Raw genomic sequence first — 13,927 nt, 5'->3', positions numbered from 1 at the left:
CCGTCGTCAGCGCCCCGAGGTGGCGACGGACGCGAACCGGCCAGCCTCATCGACTCGGCCACCGAACCCGTCGATCTCATCGGCCCCACCAGCGAGCCCGCCGAACCCACCACCGAACCTGTCGATTCCACCGGAGCCGTCAGCCGCGCCGAACCCGCCGCGCAATCTGTCGGCGCCGCCGGCATTTCCGTCAACCCAGTCGGCCCCGCCAGCCCGGTCGACCCCGTCAACCCGACCGACCCCGTCAACCCAGTCGACCCCGTCAGCCCGGTCGACCCTGTCAACCCAGTCGTCCCGGTCGGCCCCGCTGCCGATCCGGTCCGCGCGGCCGGCGCCGCTGAGGCGACTCGCCCAGACCAGGCCGGTGAGTTGCAGGAGGATGGCGCCGACCGCGCAGGCGGCACCGATCGGGGTGTGCAACAGGATCTCCAGCGGGTCGACGCCGATGCCATAGCCCAGGGCGATGCCGCCGGCCGGTAGTCCCGCCAGCAACCAGGCGGTGGCACGTGCACCGGCTGCCTGCGCCTCGGCGGCGGCCAGCCCTCGGCCCATCGCCCGCGCGTCGGCCTCGATCCGCTCCACCAGGTCGGCCAAGGGCGCCCCGGTCTGCTCGGCGAGGCGTACCGCCGACCGGGCAAGACCGGCCAGTCGGTCCGACCCGTCGGCCGCCAACATGACGGTCGACGGTGGCAGCCCGGCTCGCAGGTCGGCAGCGAGGCCGCAGAGTGCGTCGAGTTGGCGGCGCTGTGCCCGCTCGGCCGACCGGCCGGCCTGGCGGCGCAACAGACCGCGTATCGCCAGTCCGGTGTAGGCAGCGACGGCGAGCCCAGCGACCGGGCCACCGGCGAGCGTCCCGCCGACGCCACCCAGCACGACACCGACGACCACGGCCCGCCGAGGCGGCACAGAGGCCAACAGCCGATCCAGCACGGTCGACCAGGACGCCCGTGACTTCGCCGAACCGACCTCTGCCGACCAGCCTCCCGGGTCGGGCCGCCGCGCGGTGCTCTCCAGGGCATGGCGCCCGCCGATCACGGCCCGGCGTCGGGCCCGAGCGCGGCCGACCGGCCAGCCGACCAGGATCGCCGCGCCGGCCAGACAGACGGCCGCCAGCCACCAGGCGGTCACGGCGTCCCCCGGGTGATCTCCCGCCGGCCGGGCGAGGGTTGTGGCCAGGACCGGGACGCGGCGTCCAGCAGGGGCGGTACCGGCACTCCCCGCTCGGCGATCAGCGCGGCCAGTGCCGGAGCGGCCGGCCCGAGACCCCGGTCCCGGCGCCAGGCCGGTACGACGGTGACCAGCCGCTCCGGCCCCGCCGGCAGCAACAGGCAGACCGCCTCCAGCACCCGCCCCGTCGATGCGCGGCGGACCTGGAGCAGCACCTGGAGCGCGGCGGTCACCTGGGCGTGCAGGGCCGGCCGGGGCAGCCCGCCGAGCAGCCCCAGTGCCTCCAACCGGGCCGGCACGTCCGCCGGGGCGTTGGCATGCAAGGTGCCGGCCCCACCGTCGTGCCCGGTGTTCAGGGCGGAGAGCAGGTCGACCACCTCGGCGCCCCGACACTCACCGACCACCAGCCGGTCAGGCCGCATCCGCAGGGCTTGGCGCACGAGGTCGCTCAGCCCGACCGAGCCGGCGCCCTCCACATTCGAGGTGCGGGCCTGGAGGCCGACAACGTGTGGATGCACGGGCCGCAGCTCGGCAGCGTCCTCGACCAGCACGATCCGTTCGGTCGGTGGCACCAGGCCGAGCAGCGTGTTCAGCAGCGTCGTCTTGCCCGACCCGGTCCCACCGACGACCAGGTAGGCGAGCCGGGCGGCGACCACCGCCGCGAGCAACGTGGCGGCGGCGCGAGGCAGGGTGCCGTGGCGTACCAGGTCGTCGAGGGTGAACGGACGCTGGCGGAAGGTACGCAACGACAGGTAGGGCCCGCTGGTCGCCACCGGCGGCAGTACGGCGTGCAGCCGGGTGCCGTCCGGCAGCCGCGCGTCGACGTACGGGCTGCCCTCGTCCAGCCGTCGACCGCAGGCGGCGGCGAGCCGCTGGGCCAGCCGGCGTACCTCGTCGGGGCCGCCGAGTGGCACCGACACCGGAGACAGCCCGGTGCCCCGGTCGACCCAGACCTCGGTGCCGTTGACCAGCACGTCGGTGACCCGGTCGTCGGCGAGCAGGGGCGTCAGCGGGCCGGCACCGACCAGGTCGTGGTGCACCCGGGTGGCCATTCGCAGCACGGTGGTGTCGCCGAGGACGGCGGCGCCGGGCTCGGCACGTACCGCCGCGACGACGGCGGCCGGGGTCACGGTCGTCCCTTCGGCGGCGAACCGGCGCCGGACCCGGGCGGCCAGATCGTGCCTCATTGCCGGGCCGCCTCGGCGCGGGCGCCCCGACTCTGGGCCACGTCAGTGCGGGCAACCCGATCCTGCGGCGCGCCGGTGTGGGAGACCCTGCCCTGGGCCACGTCGGTCCGGGAAACCCAACCCTGGGCCGCGTCGGTCCGGGAGACCCGCTTCCGGGCGGTCATCGCGCCTCGGCCGGAACGCCGGCCGCACCGGTGAGGTCGGTGATGATGCGCTGGCAGAGCGCCGCCAGCGGACCGCGCCCGGCAGCCGCCGGGGCCTCGCCGCGTTCCAGGTTGCGACAGAGCCCGGGCTCGGGTCGCAGCGTGCCGACCAGTGGCAGGTCAAGTGCCCGGGCGACCTCCCGAGCCTTGAGCCGGCCCGGGGCCGGGCCGCGCACGATGACCGAGAGGTTGGCGCAGTGCAGCCCGGCGACCGCGGCCACCCGGGCCGCCGCCGCGGTGGCCCGCAACTCGGCGGGAACGAGTACGAACGCCTGGTCGGCCGCTTGGAGTGCGATCACCGCCGCGTCGTCGAGCTGTCGGGGCAGGTCGACGACGACAACGTCCCGGCCACGCCGGCCGGCGTCCATGGTGGCCGCCATCGCCTCGGCCGGCAACGCCAGCAGGTCGCCGCGATCCCAGGAGAGCATCACCAGGTCGCCCCGACTCGGCAGTGCCCTGACCAGCGCGGGCGCGTCGACCCGACCGTCCGCTTCGGTCAACGCGGGCCAGCGCAGGCCCTCCAACTGCTCCCAGCCGAGCACCAGATCGAGGCCGCCGCCGAGCGGATCGGCGTCGACCAGCAGCGTGCGCAGGCCGCACCGGGCCGCCGTGATGGCGAGCCCACCGGCCAGTACGCTGGCGCCGGCCCCGCCGCGGCCGCCGATCACCGCGACGATCCGGGCCGGGCCACCCACCGCACCCTGACCGGTGACACACTCGCCGAACCGGTCGACCAGCCAGGGCTCGGCCGCCGGCAGCACGGCGACGTGCTCGGCGCCGAGTAGCTCGGCCACCTCCCAGCCGCCATCCCCTTCCCCGGCACGGCCCACCAGAACCATCCGGGGCCGGCGGGGCAGCCTCGCCCGTAGGCAGGCCTGCGCCTGGTCGGTGCCGACCACCACCAGCGGCGCGGCGGCCCACCGGGACCGGGCCGACGCCGGATCGGCGGCCACCTCCACCTCGCCGCCACCCGCCGCGGCGAGCCGGAGCAGCTCGTCGAGTAGCTCGTTGTCCGAGGTCACGACCAGGGGCAGGCGCGGTCCGGGACGGACCGGGGTACGCGGTGGCATCACGTCCTCCAGCGGTGGGATCCGGCTCCAACGGGCGGTCCGGTTACCGCCACACCCTGGCGTCCCGAACCTCCGTTTCAGGCACCGGAAATCTGCGCTGTGGATAACTGGACCGGCTGTGGATAACGCCCGTCGAGCCAGTGGATCTGGTATGTGCACCGGGGGCGGTCAGCGGCGGTCCCGGCAGCGGGCGCGGGCGGCCGTGTGCGTACCCGATGGGGTTTCGCGGGAATGCGGGGGCAGGGCGCGGCGGACGATCGCGCGGAGCGTGCGGACCTCCGCCGGCCAGGCCATATTCGCCACCTACGGGGGTATCCGGGCGGTGCGGGTCGCTACCGCGCGACGCAGCGGTGAAGATCGGGGGAGGAAGCCGTCATGGCGCAGTCCGTGAGCACGGCCTCGGTGGTGCTGGAACCGGCCGCGGAGGAGGTAATCCGGATGACGGCGAATCCGCCGTTTCCGTTCCAGCTCGCTCCGGAGAAGGGACGGGCGACGCTGGTCGAGATGCAGTCGGGCAGCCTCCCCCGCCCAGAGGTCGACATCGAGGACATCATGGTGCCCGGCGGCCCCACCGGGCAGGTACCGGTGCGGATCGTCAAGCCCCGGGGCGCCGGCCGGTTCGGTGGGGCGGGTGGGGGGTTGGGCGACCGCCTCCGCTCCGCCGCCCAGGAGATGATGCGGCCGCGCGGAGTCGGCGGCATGCTGCCGGCAGTGCTCTACATCCACGGCGCCGGCTGGGTCTTCGGCGACTCCCTCACCCACGACCGGCTGATCCGCGAACTCGCGGTGCAGTCCAACTCGGCGATCGTCTTCCCCGAATACAGCCGGTCGCCGGAGGCGCGGTATCCGATCGCGATCGAGGAGTGCTACGCGGTGGCGCAGTGGTTGGCCAGCCAGGGCGACGACTACGGCCTCGACCCGACCCGGATCGCCATCGCGGGTGACTCGGTGGGCGGCAACCTGGCGACGGTGGTGGCGATGCTGGCCACCCGGCGCGACGGTCCCCGTTTCGCCCGGCAGGTGCTGCTCTATCCGGTGACCGACGCCGACTTCGACACCGCCTCCTATCGGGACTTCGGCACCGGCTACTACCTGAGTCGAGAGCTGATGATGTGGTTCTGGGACCAGTACCTGCCGGACCGGGCCGAACGGGCCGATCCGATGGCGTCACCGCTGCGGGCCAGCCCCGAGCAGCTCCGGGGCATGCCGCCCACCCTGGTCACCACCAACGAGGCCGACGTGCTGCGCGACGAGGGCGAGGCGTACGCGGCAAAGCTGCGCAGGGCCGGCGTACCGGTGACCCAGGTGCGTTACCAGGGCATCATCCACGACATGGCGATGCTGGACTCGCTGGCAACCACCCAGGCGGCGCAGGCGGTCACCGCGCAGGCCGCGACGACGTTGGCCCGGGCTCTGCATCACGAGTAGCCCCCGGGGGACGGGGCGCGGCGTCGAAGGTGCCAGCCTTCAAGTGTTGGAGGCCGTACGACGGGAGGGGCTGACCACGGACGGGGCCGCGGGAACCGAGCCGTCTCGGTCGCGTCCTCGTATGGTTGGCCTGGTGAAGACCCTCCACACGGCGTACCGCGTTTCGGACCTCGCCGCGTCGCTCGCCTTCTACACCGCGCTCGGATACACCTTGGTCGGTCGCGTCGACGTCGGGGACGGTGCGAGTCTGACCGTCCTCAAGTTCCCGCACGAGGATGTCGTCACGCTGGAGCTGGTGCACCGGCCGGCCGACGGGCCGGTGGACGTCGGTACCGGGTTCAGCCACCTCGTCGTCCAGGTCGACGACCTCGCCGGCACGGTCGAGGCGCTGATCAGAGCGGGCCTCTGGCCCGGTCCCGTGGAACAGCCCGCCGGCCCGGGCGGCCCGCAGACCTCGTGGCTCACCGACCCGGACGGTTACCGGATCGAGTTGGTGCAGTGGCCGCCCGGGCACGCCGACGGCATCACGGCCGCCGACTTCGGGTAGCTGCCCGTTCGGCCGCTCGCTCGACAATTGAGTAGGGGCGCCGGATCACTTGAGTAGCAACGGGGGTGGCCCTGGCCGACACCGCTGGGTCGGCGACCCGCGCGACGGACGGCGTGGCCCGACCCGCGTCAACCCCGGACAGGTCGGCCCGACCGACGTGCGCCGGAGATACCCGGACGGCCGTGACCAGCGTGAATGCGCTTCACCGGCAAAAGCGACGACCCCCGTCGGGGGGAGAGTGATCGGCCGTAGCGCCGAGTGTGATCGAGTGCCGTACCGCGTGGTCAGAAGTGAGGGTCGTGCTGCGGAGCATGATCGTCGTCGGTCGCGCGGTACGGCGTTCGCTGACTTTCTGCTGACTCCGGGCGGCGACCCGGTTGCACGCCGCCACTCGCCACGACCACAGGCCAACCTCTGCTTTGCAAAGATCAAGACTACTGTCGGCCGGCGTCGGTAACCGTAGCTGACCTGCTCGCCCTGTCGGTTGCCGCCGTTCGTCACGCACGCCTGTCGGCCGGCTTGGCTGTGCCGCTGGCTGTACAGCCAGCGCTCTCGCGCCCTTGCGTCCGCCCGCAATTGACTTCATGATCGTTCACCGAAACGGGTGGAGGAGCACATGGGCACCTGGGATGACGGTCCGTTTGACAATGACAGCGCCGCCGACTGGTGCGGCGACCTCCACGATGCCGATCCGTCTGAACGGCCGGCAATTGTTCGTGCTGCCCTGACAACGGCAGCGCTCAACACGGGATACCTCGACGATTGCGATGCCGTCTCGGCCATCGCCGCGGCCGCGATAGTGGCGTCCCAGATGCCCGGCGGAGAACCGATAACCTCGCCGTACGCACCAGACTTTCTGCTTGCCGGTGAAGCCCTCGACCTGGACCACGACCTGCCACAACTGGCAGTCGAGGCACTAGATCGGGTCCTCAGCGACAACTCGGAGTGGCGGGCCCCGTGGGCCGAGGCGGGAGTGAGTGAGTTCCCGCAGATCAACAAGCTCCGTGCAGTGCTGTCCGGTCCGTCTGAACTGCCCGGTCAGATCGCCCTGCTTTAGCTGGCGACACCTTCAGTTTGGAAGATCGTTTCCGGCTGCGCCGGTCTGTCCGGAGTGCCTGGTCAATGGCGGGGTAGTGGTGCCCGCTCCTGCCCGCTGATGACCGTCTACGGCACCGGCTTATGGCCCGTGAATGGCCCGGGCGGGCGCGCGGCCGGCCGGCGTCGTACGGCTTTCCGCCCCGGCCTTCGGGCCGGGGCGGCTTGCCGTGTCGCCGGGTCACCGCGTGCCTGGACCACGTACTCCGGTGGCAAGGCGCGAAGCGGCGCGGCAGCGATCGCCCCGCCCTCGACGGCGGCCGGCCCCCCAGGCGATCGTCCCGACGCAAGTAGGCGTTTGTTCTTCCACAGGCGGCCAGTCTCGATGCAAGTCGAGTACCGTCCGGGCCGTGGACCTTCGATCTGAGCGAGCGGCTGGCAAACGTGTACTCGGAACTATGGCGATAGTGGCAGGGCTTCTGATCTCCCTGTTCACGATGTGGAGCGCCAGCGGGTCCACCGAACCGCATGTCCTCGCGTTCCTCCTTGCCCTGACGGGGATCGGGCTGCGGGTCGAGGCGGCGGTCAATGATTTTCGGACTTAGCAGATCAGGCCGGCCGCGCCTGGCCGTTGCCGGCCGGAGGCCGCCAGCGGGCAGCCAGGAGAGGAGTACGGCTTGGCCTACCAACTGCCTCTCTTCGCCTACGTTGGTGATCCCGTCGCGCACCACGTTCTTCCGCGTCTGGTGTCGTCGGTCCAACGCCGGGATCCGGCAGTAGTTGCCGTACCTACCGGCGATGGTGTCGGCTGGATGAGTTGTGATCTATCGGCGGACCATGACCTGAGCGCAGACCTGGACGAGTTGGTTCAGGACTTGCTTCCAGGGCCGCCACGTAGGTGGCCTCTCGCGCTGGAGGTGACAACGCGGCCAGACTCGGTTCGCGAGATGGTCTCCTGGGGGATCGGTGAGGGCGGACCAGCGTCGCTCAGCGAGTGCGATGCGCTCATTGAGGTGACGCTCCTCGGTGACCTGATCGACTGGAAGATCGTCCGCGAGATCTGCGAGTCGGCGGCAGAGATGTGGCAGGTCACCCTGCGCGACGAGACCTCCGGGTTCGACGTATCGATCGCCGATCTGCCCTGACGGGGTGACAAGGCCCGTGGCCCGTCGCGCCGGCCGATGCCGGCCGGAGGCCGCCAGCAGGCCGAGTGCGGCGGGCGGCGCCGCGCTTGCGCGGCGCTCTTGATCCTAATGAGAGCTATTCGGCAGTCTGCTCCTCCAACACTCCTCCAACACTCTTGTCCTCCAACACTCCCCTAGCCTCTCCAAGCACTACTTCATCCTCACACTGTCGTCGGACTCGCTCGGCCGGACGCAGAACTCATGGTTGGCCGGAAGCCGCGAATATGGGGATTTGCTGGCAAGGCAGCCCATCCATATATCACTGGACGGCATCGGAAACCTCGATCTTGCCCTAGGCAAGATCATCCCGGCAATGCCGGACATTAACACAAGCCAGCCACCCTCAACCAAGGCACTGCTGTTTTGGCTTGGGTGCCTCGTCTCAGAGTCGTCGGACACAGGGCTTCATCCGTATCATGAGGTAGTTCGCGACATCTACCCAAACGACCTCCTGTACCGCGCCATAAGGAAGCGCATCAAAATCGAGCGCACTGAGGAAAGCGTGCCTGAGGAGCTTGTACGCGTCAGGCTAGGCCAACGGCTGACCCAGGAGGTCAACAAACACTGTCCGAAGTGGGCGGTTGCCTGGATGCACGCTAAGTTTTCCTTGACGCCAGCACGTGATTCCTACCAATGACCCCGCCGTAACAATTGCCCGATGAGCCGCCCGCCCCGGCTCCATGCCGCCCGTCATGCAGAAACCCGCTGCAGCCGCTGCACTGCAGAATGAATGGCTTGTTCAGCACCGGGACGACCCGGACGCCACACATGAAGGATGGGGCGGATTGCTTCGACCAGCGCGGAGAGCGCCTCGGGCGTGCTTGGGTCGGGCACTCTGTCGAGTGTGGCTACCGCGTCGGCGGTGCGGCGATAGCGGTCTCGGTTGGTATCGTCATCTCGCCAGTGAGGGGAGTCGCGCCACTCCTGCACCCGGACTAGGACTTCGGCGGCGGCGGCGCGGATGGCGGCTGCCCGTCGCTGAGGTGTGATGCCGAAGTGTGCGTCGTGGTCCTCGTCCGGGGGCATGGGTGTGTCGCGCATGCTGAGTCCGGCCGCGATCACAACTGCCCGGGTTACGCCTCCGACTGACTAGCGGGCCATTCGTGGGCGAGGATGGAGTAGAGCAGGGAGTCTCGCCAGGCGCCGTTGGTGTGGACGTGGTCGCGTAGGTGGCCTTCGTACTGCATGCCGAGGCGTTTGGCCACGGCGATGGACGCGGCGTTGTCGGGGTCCATGGCGGCGCTGATGCGGTGCAGGTTGAGCGTGGTGAAGCCGTGGGTGATGAGGGTGCGGGCTGCGTCGGTGGCGTAGCCGTGGCCCCAGTGGTCGGCGTGGATGGCGTAGCCGAGTTTGGCGGCTTTGACTCCGCCGAGGCCGAGCCTGCCGAAGCCGATCATCTGGTCGTGCTTGTCGGTGATGGCTAGGTAGTACTCCATGCGGGGCTCGTTCTGGGCGCGTTGGATGGCGCCTTCGATCATGGCGACGGCCTGGTCGTGGTTGCGGCTGTCGTAGGAGAGCCATCGGGTGACGCGGTCGTCGCCGACGATGGCCAGGGTGTCGGTGACGTCGTCGGGGCGGAAGTCGCGGAGGTTGACCAGGCTGCCGGTGATGGTGTCGATCGGGTACACAGTCTGATCCTGGCTTATCGGGGTAGGGCGTTGGCGGGGGTGTGGGTGAAGTGCTCGATCCCGTCGACCAGGTCCCGGGCGTCGGCGGTGAGTCCGGCGCGGGTGATGGCCTGGTGGACGCGCCGGACGGAGTGCACGATGCCGTTGATTCGCTGTTCGGCGGGCAGGTCCAGCACGGGGGTGATGGCGTCGGTGGCGGCGTCGAGGTCGCGGCCGGCGATGCGGGCGATGGCAAGGTCGGCGTGGGAGCCGGCCTGGTCGCCGAAGGCCCATGCCGGGTCGTGGGGGTCGGCGTAGGCGGTGACGGCCTGGCTAGCGTATTCCTCGGCTTCGGCGGCCTGGTCGGGGAGCCAGGCTAGGGCGTCGGCGGCGTAGTAGAGGGTGCGGGGCTGGTTGAAGGTGCAGATGCCGCCCATGGCGTCGAGGTCGTCGGGGCGTACCCGGGACCATGCCTGCTCGGCCTCGGTGATCGCTGCTTTGGCTTGTTCGGCGTTGCCGAGGGCGGCGTAGGCGCGGGCGGCGTTGGCGGGCAGCCAGACCGCGGTCGTTCCGCCGGCTTCGATGGCGTGTTCGCGTCCGGCGTCGGCGTAGCGGACGGCTTCGGCGTACCGGCCGGCCCAGTAGGCGACGAGGGATTGCATGCCGCGCAGCCAGGCTTGCAGTCCGGGGTGTCCGGCCTGTTCGGCGCAGAGTACGGCGGTGCGCGTTTGTAGCATCGCGGCGTGCGGGTCGGCTAGGTCGTGCGACACCTTGGCCAGTAGGCCGCTGGTGATGCCGGCCAGGAAATGTAGGTCCCTCGACTGGTTCGGCGGTTGGCGGCGCTCCAGCAGAGTGAACAGGGTGTCTTGGGTTTCGGCGAGGTCGCCGATGAGCTGGGTGACTGGCTGCTGCGGGTAGGCAAGGGCGAGCCGCTGTACGTCTTCGGCGAGTTGTTGGATCGCGGCGGGGGTGGTGGCTTCGGCGGCGAGCATGGCGTAGTTGCGGGCGCGTTGGGCGGCCATGGCGAGGATCGTCCTTTCCGGACCTGTCCCGGGCAGGGCGAGGGTGCCGCGCTGTTCCGGGATGCTGGAGGGGGTGTCGGGAGCCCAGGGGCGTTGCAGCTCTTCGACCGGTCGGCCGAACAGGGCTTGCAGGGCGCGGCGGGTTGCCGGTGTCGATCCGGACAGGTCCCGTTCGCCGCGTGCTAGGCGGCCGAGGTGGCGGGCGCTGATCGCCGCACGGGGATCGTGCCGGGAGAACTCCTCGGCCAGTTCCTCGTACGTGCGGTCACTCTGCTGGATCAGGTGCTCCAGCAGGGTGCGGGGTTCGCGCCGCTCTCGGGCCATCCGTTCCGCCTCTCGCTAGATGGGCTTGTCCCTACGCTGACCCGTCCAGGTCCTTGCATCAATACAGGTCCTCGGGATGTCCGCCGCATGTCCTCCACAGATGTCGATACGGGTCCTCGAACGGTCCGCGTCGATCAATCCACGATCGGTGTGTGACAGCTCCACACAGCGCAACCGCTGATTCGAGGCTAACCCGCACCGAGCCCGGTTCCGAGGGCTGGCGGGTGCACGTCGTGATCCGGCTGCGAGAGCCAGGCTTGCGATGCCCGACCGCGCTCCGGCTGAGGTCCCCGATCGACCTCGGAGCCGGGCCGACGGTGTGGTGCCGGGGGTGCGGGGGCCACGGCTGGAAGGTGGCCAGTCCTCGCCGCGCGCTGCGTGCTCCGGCACATGCCGGCCGGGTACAGCGGCGGGACTGCATCGACTGCGGCGGTACCGGTGTGAGCGGTTCATGGGTTCCCGGCGCGGACGGGGAGCCGACCGGGGTGAGATAGGCCCGGGGTGGGTGCTGGGCAGAGACCCGTGTCCGTCGACCCGACGGCGGCCGGTCCGTAGAACCCGCCCACCTCGGCGCCGCTCGATGAGGGGACATCTGGCGTGGTGCCGAAGACAGGAGACCTCGTGCGCGTGACCGGGCGGGCCTCGGTCCAGTTCGCCGGCAAGCGGGCGCTGATATTCCGGGTCCTGAAGGTAGATCCGAAGCCCACCTATCACGGGTGGGCGTGGATCACCGGCTACGTCCTCGACCAGGCAGGCGAGGCGGTAGACCGGCGAGACATCTTCGTCCAACCCGCCGGGCTACAGATCGTCCGACCTCCGGCGCGGGTCCGGCCAATGGGGGCGGCGCGGCGTCCGGTCGGCGGTCGTCGTGCTTGACGTACGGATGCAGCTCGGCGCGGTGATCCGGCTGGACGCCAGGGATCGGTTCCGGCCCGAGATGGGACCGATAGCGGTGTGGGTGACCGGCGTCCGCTTGGCGCTGAACCGGCCCGAGCGGGATGAGTGGATCTGGCTGGAAGGCGTGCAGATGATGCACGACGGCCAGTCCGGCAAGTCGGTGCAGATCCTCGTGCGCGCATCGTTCTTCTCCCCGTACCGCGCCGACCGATGAGCCGCTGCCCGTCCCCCTGCGCCTACGAGGCGACCAGCAGCCGCTCGATCTCGGCGAAGCCGAGCCCGGCATGGCGTGCCTCGTACGCCGCGTCCAAGGCGGCGTCGACTGTCTCTCGGCACGCTTCCTCGACAGCGGCGGCCGCACGTGCACGCCGGAAGGCGACCAAGTACGCCTCCCCACCACCGCTCCCCAGATCCCAAGCGGCGACATCCAACTCCCGCACGATGGCGGCGACGACGGCGTGGCGTGACTCCGGCACCGCGTCAGACCGGATCATCTCGACAGCCTCAAGCAACGTCTGATGTGTGAGACCAACCCGAGAGAGCGCGGCCTCACAGACAGCCGCCGAGAAGGCTCGACGCGCAGACTCCGGCGCCTCACGCAGCCGCTTGGCGAAGGCCTGTCCCGCCACGTCCAACTCAAGACGGTGCACACCGCTCCCCTCACCCAGCGGAGTCCGACAACCGGACCCGCGAAGCCGCCTCGCCCTCCTGCTGGTAACCGCCTGTGGGTCGGGTTGTAGGCCCAGACTGGCCGGCTTCAGACGGACGGGGCTGGACGTCGTACCGCTTCCCGCACTCGCCGTTGGGCGGGCGCCGATGTCAACGACCCGAGCCCAACCGGAGGAGCCGCCACGGGCCGGTTACGTCGCCCGATCGTCGAGACGTTGACGAGCCCAGTATGCGTACCCCAATTTGAGTAGCAGCCGGGGATCACCTGAGTAGTACCGGGACTCCCGCCGGGGCTATGTCAGTCACTCCAGTACTCCATGAGGACCGGCACGCCCCCAACGCGCGACGACTCCGGACCAGGTCGCTCCGACCTACGTACCCGGAGACAGTCGGACGGCCGTGACCAGCGTGAATGCGCTTCACCGGATAAAGCGACGACCCCCGTCGGGGGGAGACGGGGGTCGTCTGGGGTTCGGCTCCGGGGGGGTCGAGCCGAACCCGCTCGGCGGTCACGGGGGGTGCGACCGCCGAGGTCTACCGAGCACAGAGGATATGAAAGTGTGTCGTAACTACAAGCATGCCTGAGTCGACCCGTATACGTCGAGTGGCGTTAACTTCCACTCCCTGCGAAAGTCCGCCCTCAGGCTGTGACCGTGATCACCCTGGGACTGATCGGCCGATCAGGGGGTAACCGGTCGGCAGGTGCCAAAGGTGACCCCGCGCACCCGCTGACCATAGACCATCCGGCTAGACTTTCGCGCCGTGGGCCGAAGCGCCGCTTTCTTCGATCTGGACAAGACCGTCATCGCCAAGTCGAGCGCCTTGGCGTTCGGTCGGCCGTTCTACCGGGACGGGCTGATCACACGCCGCGACGTGGTCAAGTCCGCGTACGCCCAGCTCATGTTCCGGCTGGGCGGCACCGACGAGCAGACGATGGCGCGTACCCGCGACTATCTGGCGACGCTGTGCAAGGGCTGGCCGGTGGACCAGGTCCGGCAGATCGTCGCCGAGACGCTGCACGAGCTGATCAACCCCTACGTGTACGCCGAGGCGGCCGCCCTGATCGAGGAGCACCAGGCGGCCGGCCGGGACGTCGTACTCGTCTCCGCCTCCGGCGAGGAGATGGTCCGGCCGATCGGTGAACTGCTCGGGGTCGCCGACGTGATCGCCACCCGGATGACGGTGGTGGACGGGCGGTACAGCGGCGAGGTGGAGTTCTACGCGGCCGGTCCCAGCAAGGTCGACGCGGTCGGCGAGCTGGCCAAGGAGCGCGGCTACGACCTCACCGCCTCGTACGCCTACTCCGACTCCGTCAGCGACCGTCCCCTGCTGGAGTGTGTCGGGCATCCGAGCGCGGTCAATCCGGACCGGGCGCTGCGCAAGCTCGCCGTGGAGAACGGCTGGCCGGTGCTGGAGTTCCGGCACCCGGTGCCGCTCGGTCGCCGGCTGCGGGAGCGTCCCGCCGTGCCGGTCGCGGCGGCGGCCATCGGAGTCGGCGTCGGGGTCGCCATCGGCATCGCCTGGTACGGCCGGCACCGCCGGACCCGCACCACCACCGCCTGACAGCTCGCAATCAGGCAGGGCCGG

General features: G+C 70.4%; 16 protein-coding genes. 8 read left to right on the top strand and 8 right to left on the bottom strand.

Features of this window, described 5'->3' with window-relative positions; genetic code table 11:
* Nucleotides 1-6: 6 nt before the first annotated feature.
* Genes ACQEVC_RS11715 through ssd form a run of 4 tightly spaced genes read right to left on the bottom strand, consistent with a single transcriptional unit; the run spans nt 7 to nt 3,579 of the window.
* Nucleotides 7-1,128 (bottom strand): type II secretion system F family protein, encoded by a 1,122-nt coding sequence (locus tag ACQEVC_RS11715; RefSeq protein WP_432876204.1) that lies wholly within the window; start codon nt 1,126-1,128, stop codon nt 7-9.
* The gene (locus tag ACQEVC_RS11710; RefSeq protein WP_432876202.1) at nt 1,125-2,354 is read right to left on the bottom strand and encodes a TadA family conjugal transfer-associated ATPase; all 1,230 of its coding nucleotides are present in this window, start codon (nt 2,352-2,354) and stop codon (nt 1,125-1,127) included. Before ACQEVC_RS11710 ends, ACQEVC_RS11715 begins: the two co-directional genes overlap by 4 nt.
* Nucleotides 2,351-2,518 (bottom strand): hypothetical protein, encoded by a 168-nt coding sequence (locus tag ACQEVC_RS11705; RefSeq protein ID WP_432876200.1) that lies wholly within the window; start codon nt 2,516-2,518, stop codon nt 2,351-2,353. The genes ACQEVC_RS11710 and ACQEVC_RS11705 overlap by 4 nt, the downstream gene beginning before the upstream one ends.
* Nucleotides 2,515-3,579 carry a septum site-determining protein Ssd gene (gene ssd, locus ACQEVC_RS11700; protein ID WP_432891301.1) on the bottom strand — a complete coding sequence of 355 codons (1,065 nt, stop codon included), beginning with the start codon at nt 3,577-3,579 and terminating at the stop codon, nt 2,515-2,517. The genes ACQEVC_RS11705 and ssd overlap by 4 nt, the downstream gene beginning before the upstream one ends.
* Before the next feature lie 423 nt (nt 3,580-4,002).
* Between ssd and ACQEVC_RS11695 the strand changes: the two genes are divergently transcribed.
* The 5 genes from ACQEVC_RS11695 to ACQEVC_RS11675 all read left to right on the top strand — a co-directional run bounded on the left by ACQEVC_RS11695 (nt 4,003) and on the right by ACQEVC_RS11675 (nt 8,458).
* A complete protein-coding gene (locus ACQEVC_RS11695) occupies nt 4,003-5,055 on the top strand; it encodes an alpha/beta hydrolase (protein WP_432876198.1) in 1,053 nt (350 codons plus the stop codon).
* 133 nt (nt 5,056-5,188) lie between these two features.
* On the top strand, nt 5,189-5,602 hold the full coding sequence (locus ACQEVC_RS11690) for a VOC family protein (protein WP_432876196.1): 414 nt from the start codon (nt 5,189-5,191) through the stop codon (nt 5,600-5,602).
* A 616-nt stretch (nt 5,603-6,218) separates the two neighbouring features.
* Nucleotides 6,219-6,659 (top strand): DUF4259 domain-containing protein, encoded by a 441-nt coding sequence (locus ACQEVC_RS11685; RefSeq protein WP_432876194.1) that lies wholly within the window; start codon nt 6,219-6,221, stop codon nt 6,657-6,659.
* A gap of 655 nt (nt 6,660-7,314) precedes the next feature.
* Nucleotides 7,315-7,782, top strand: coding sequence for a hypothetical protein (locus ACQEVC_RS11680; RefSeq protein ID WP_432876192.1), 468 nt, complete (start codon nt 7,315-7,317; stop codon nt 7,780-7,782).
* A 244-nt stretch (nt 7,783-8,026) separates the two neighbouring features.
* A complete protein-coding gene (locus ACQEVC_RS11675) occupies nt 8,027-8,458 on the top strand; it encodes a hypothetical protein (protein WP_432876190.1) in 432 nt (143 codons plus the stop codon).
* A 53-nt stretch (nt 8,459-8,511) separates the two neighbouring features.
* Here the strand turns inward: ACQEVC_RS11675 and ACQEVC_RS11670 are convergent, their stop codons facing one another.
* Genes ACQEVC_RS11670 through ACQEVC_RS11660 form a run of 3 tightly spaced genes read right to left on the bottom strand, consistent with a single transcriptional unit; the run spans nt 8,512 to nt 10,774 of the window.
* On the bottom strand, nt 8,512-8,862 hold the full coding sequence (locus ACQEVC_RS11670; RefSeq protein ID WP_432876188.1) for a hypothetical protein: 351 nt from the start codon (nt 8,860-8,862) through the stop codon (nt 8,512-8,514).
* A 32-nt stretch (nt 8,863-8,894) separates the two neighbouring features.
* On the bottom strand, nt 8,895-9,449 hold the full coding sequence (locus tag ACQEVC_RS11665) for a GNAT family N-acetyltransferase (protein WP_432876186.1): 555 nt from the start codon (nt 9,447-9,449) through the stop codon (nt 8,895-8,897).
* A 14-nt stretch (nt 9,450-9,463) separates the two neighbouring features.
* Complete coding sequence (locus ACQEVC_RS11660) at nt 9,464-10,774, bottom strand: hypothetical protein (RefSeq protein ID WP_432876184.1); 1,311 nt, start codon at nt 10,772-10,774, stop codon at nt 9,464-9,466.
* Nucleotides 10,775-11,371: 597 nt separating this feature from the next.
* Between ACQEVC_RS11660 and ACQEVC_RS11655 the strand changes: the two genes are divergently transcribed.
* Entirely contained in the window at nt 11,372-11,650 is a 279-nt protein-coding gene (locus ACQEVC_RS11655) for a hypothetical protein (protein ID WP_432876182.1), read from the top strand.
* Nucleotides 11,651-11,657: 7 nt separating this feature from the next.
* On the top strand, nt 11,658-11,885 hold the full coding sequence (locus ACQEVC_RS11650) for a hypothetical protein (RefSeq protein ID WP_432876180.1): 228 nt from the start codon (nt 11,658-11,660) through the stop codon (nt 11,883-11,885).
* A 22-nt stretch (nt 11,886-11,907) separates the two neighbouring features.
* Here the strand turns inward: ACQEVC_RS11650 and ACQEVC_RS11645 are convergent, their stop codons facing one another.
* A complete protein-coding gene (locus ACQEVC_RS11645) occupies nt 11,908-12,306 on the bottom strand; it encodes a hypothetical protein (protein WP_432876178.1) in 399 nt (132 codons plus the stop codon).
* 796 nt (nt 12,307-13,102) lie between these two features.
* Here ACQEVC_RS11645 and ACQEVC_RS11640 point away from each other — a divergent pair.
* Nucleotides 13,103-13,903, top strand: coding sequence for an HAD family hydrolase (locus ACQEVC_RS11640; RefSeq protein WP_346258809.1), 801 nt, complete (start codon nt 13,103-13,105; stop codon nt 13,901-13,903).
* Nucleotides 13,904-13,927: the final 24 nt, after the last annotated feature.

This window comes from Plantactinospora sp. CA-294935 (genome assembly GCF_050936445.1).
Lineage (GTDB): Bacteria > Actinomycetota > Actinomycetes > Mycobacteriales > Micromonosporaceae > Plantactinospora.
This window is presented reverse-complemented; position numbering and strand designations above follow the sequence as displayed.

Bases quoted from the DNA above. Each gene is read 5' to 3' on its own strand.
- ACQEVC_RS11710 (WP_432876202.1), bottom strand. From the start codon at position 2,354: ATGAGGCACGATCTGGCCGCCCGGGTCCGGCGCCGGTTCGCCGCCGAA.
- ACQEVC_RS11705 (WP_432876200.1), bottom strand. From the start codon at position 2,518: ATGACCGCCCGGAAGCGGGTCTCCCGGACCGACGCGGCCCAGGGTTGG.
- ACQEVC_RS11695 (WP_432876198.1), top strand. From the start codon at position 4,003: ATGGCGCAGTCCGTGAGCACGGCCTCGGTGGTGCTGGAACCGGCCGCG.
- ACQEVC_RS11685 (WP_432876194.1), top strand. From the start codon at position 6,219: ATGGGCACCTGGGATGACGGTCCGTTTGACAATGACAGCGCCGCCGAC.
- ACQEVC_RS11670 (WP_432876188.1), bottom strand. From the start codon at position 8,862: ATGCGCGACACACCCATGCCCCCGGACGAGGACCACGACGCACACTTC.
- ACQEVC_RS11660 (WP_432876184.1), bottom strand. From the start codon at position 10,774: ATGGCCCGAGAGCGGCGCGAACCCCGCACCCTGCTGGAGCACCTGATC.
- ACQEVC_RS11650 (WP_432876180.1), top strand. From the start codon at position 11,658: ATGCAGCTCGGCGCGGTGATCCGGCTGGACGCCAGGGATCGGTTCCGG.